Annotated in this window: 1 protein-coding gene; it reads left to right on the top strand. The window is 64.4% G+C overall.

Going from position 1 to position 2554, the window contains the following annotated elements:
• Nucleotides 1-309 precede the first annotated feature (309 nt).
• Nucleotides 310-2001: a methyl-accepting chemotaxis protein gene (locus OC446_RS29990; RefSeq protein ID WP_262032532.1), complete on the top strand. Its 1692-nt coding sequence runs from the start codon at nt 310-312 to the stop codon at nt 1999-2001.
• The last annotated feature ends 553 nt before the right edge of the window (nt 2002-2554 follow it).

The raw sequence follows: 2554 nt of genomic DNA on the forward strand, positions 1-2554 counted from the left end.
CTCCCAGGTGCTCGGCGCCGCCCAGGAGCTGTCGCGGCATTCCCACGATCTCGGCTGCGAGGTCGAAACCTTCCTCCAGGGAGTGAAGGCCGCCTGAGGCATCAGCGACGGTCTCGCAGAGCCAAAGGGCCGCTGTTCGCAGCGACCCTTTCGTTCCACGACGAGCACCTATCCGCGATCCAGCGATCACTCCCGCAAAGCTCAGCCTGGCGCAAGCTCCAGGAGCTAATTCCTGAAAGTCTGAAAATCCTGCGCGTCGCAGGACGCGCGCACCGTCCGCCGGAATGCGGACAGGACAACGAGACGACAATGAGAGTGCTCAACAATCTCAAGCTGATTACCAAACTGACCATCCCGGTGGCCGTGTTCATCGCCGTGACGATCGGGCTGATCGTCTTCGCCAAGTCCAGCCTCGACACGCTCGCGAGCGCGACCCAGCAGATCGTCGACGTGCAAGCCGCACGGCGCAGCACGGCGCTCAGCGCCAAGGCGAACGTCAACGAAGCGGCGATCCAGGAAAAGAACCTGATCATCGAGACGCGGATCGAGCAGATCCTCCTCTATGATCAGCACTTCAAGAACGCCAAGGAGGCGGCGCTCAAGGACTTCGACACGCTCATCGCCCTGTCCGATACGCCGGAAATCCGCAGTTCCAACGAGGCGCTGAAACAGGTTGTCGAGGAATACTTCGCTGTCATGGGCCGGAGCATCGCCCACACGCAGCTCAATGAAAGCGAGGAAGCCTTCAAGCTGTCGACGGGCGAAGGGCAGGCCTTGCACGACAAGGCGATTCAGATGCTCGACCAGAGGATCGACGCTACCGTCCAGGCTCTCAACCGGGAGAAGGTCCAGGCGGCCGATCTCGCCTCGTTCACCTCGACACAGCTGATCGCCGCGTCCGTCATCGGCCTGACGCTCGCCACCTCCCTACTGGCGGCGATCATGGTCTATGGCGTTGCTCGGCCGCTGAACGGCGTGGCCGGCTCCATGAACCGGCTGGCGGGAGGCGACCTGTCGGTGACCGTGTCCGGCACGGAGCGCAAGGACGAGGTCGGAGCGCTCGCCCGCTCGCTGCAGGTGTTCAAGGACAATGCCGTCGAGGCCCGCCGGCTCGCCGCCGCCCAGGAGGCCGAGAACCAGGCCAAGATGCGCCGGGCCGAAGTGCTCGACCAGCTCACGAAGCGCTTTGAACTCAACGTCTCGGCGCTGACGCAGGGGCTGTCCTCGGCCGCCACCGAGATGGAGGCCACGGCCCAGTCCATGACGGCCATCGCCGGACAGACCACCCACCAATCCGTCGCCGTGGCCTCGGTCGCCCAGCAGACTTCGGCCAACGTGCAGACGGTGGCGGCGGCCACCGAGGAGCTGTCGATCTCGATCCGCGAGATCGCCGGCCAGGTGGCGCAATCCTCGCAGATCGCCGAGCGGGCGGTCGAAGGGGCCCAGCGTACCAACGGCACGGTCCAGGAACTGGCTTCCATGGCGGACAAGATCGGCGACGTGGTGCAGCTCATCAACACCATTGCGGGCCAGACCAACCTGCTGGCGCTCAACGCCACCATCGAGGCGGCGCGGGCGGGCGAAGCCGGCAAGGGCTTCGCCGTCGTGGCAACGGAGGTCAAGGAGCTGGCGAGCCAGACGGCGAAAGCTACCGATGAGATCTCGGCCCAGATTGCGTCCGTGCAGCAGGCGACGCAGCACACCGTGGCGGCCATTCAGGAGATCGCCCGCACGATCACCGAGATGTCGCAGATCTCCGTCTCCATCGCGGCCGCCATGGAGGAGCAGGGCGCGGCCACGGCCGAGATCGCCCGTAACGTTCAGGAAGCGGCGCGCGGCACGGAAACGGTGACCGGCAACATCGTCGATGTGCAGCATGGTGCAGGAGAAACCGGCTCGGCCGCCTCCCAGGTGCTCGGCGCCGCCCAGGAGCTGTCGCGGCATTCCCACGATCTCGGCCGCGAGGTCGCGACCTTCCTCCAGGACGTTAAGGCCGCTTAGACGAAGTCCTCTCCTCTCTTCGAGCCCAAACCTCCAAAGCCCGGCCCCCATGAGCCGGGCTTTTTTCTTTTCCGCTACGCTGAAACAAGCAGGGTTCGAGAGTTTTGATGGAATGACGGGACGTGATCTCGCTCCTGGAGAAGGGCCCGTCGCAGAGAGCGGAACGGCATGCTTGTTCGAGCGGGTTCCCGACCGAAGCCTGTTCCGTAAGATCGATGAACCGGGCACCCGCCCCGGCTTGAACGGATGGAGGCTCGCATCGCGATATCGCCTGGGCTGAAGACCCCCTCCGCGTCGAGACGTTGAGCGTTGGAGGTACCCTTCAGCTCGACAATCTGAATTCCTTGACCGGCTGAGCCGGATGAACGTCAATGACGTGTGACCTCGAGTCACTGCGGGCCCGCTCCATCGATGGAACGGGTCCGTTTGCTTGCGTCGGCCCGAAAACGCGAAAGGCGCCCGGAGGGCGCCTTGTCGATGAAGTTCCGCGATGGAAGGAATTGGAGCGGGCGAAGGGATTCGAACCCTCGACCCCAACCTTGGCAAGGTTGTG

This window comes from Microvirga sp. Mcv34, assembly GCF_024519725.1.
GTDB lineage: Bacteria > Pseudomonadota > Alphaproteobacteria > Rhizobiales > Beijerinckiaceae > Microvirga.

Excerpts from the sequence above, each read along its gene's own strand:
- OC446_RS29990 (WP_262032532.1), top strand. The coding sequence starts at position 310 with ATGAGAGTGCTCAACAATCTCAAGCTGATTACCAAACTGACCATCCCG.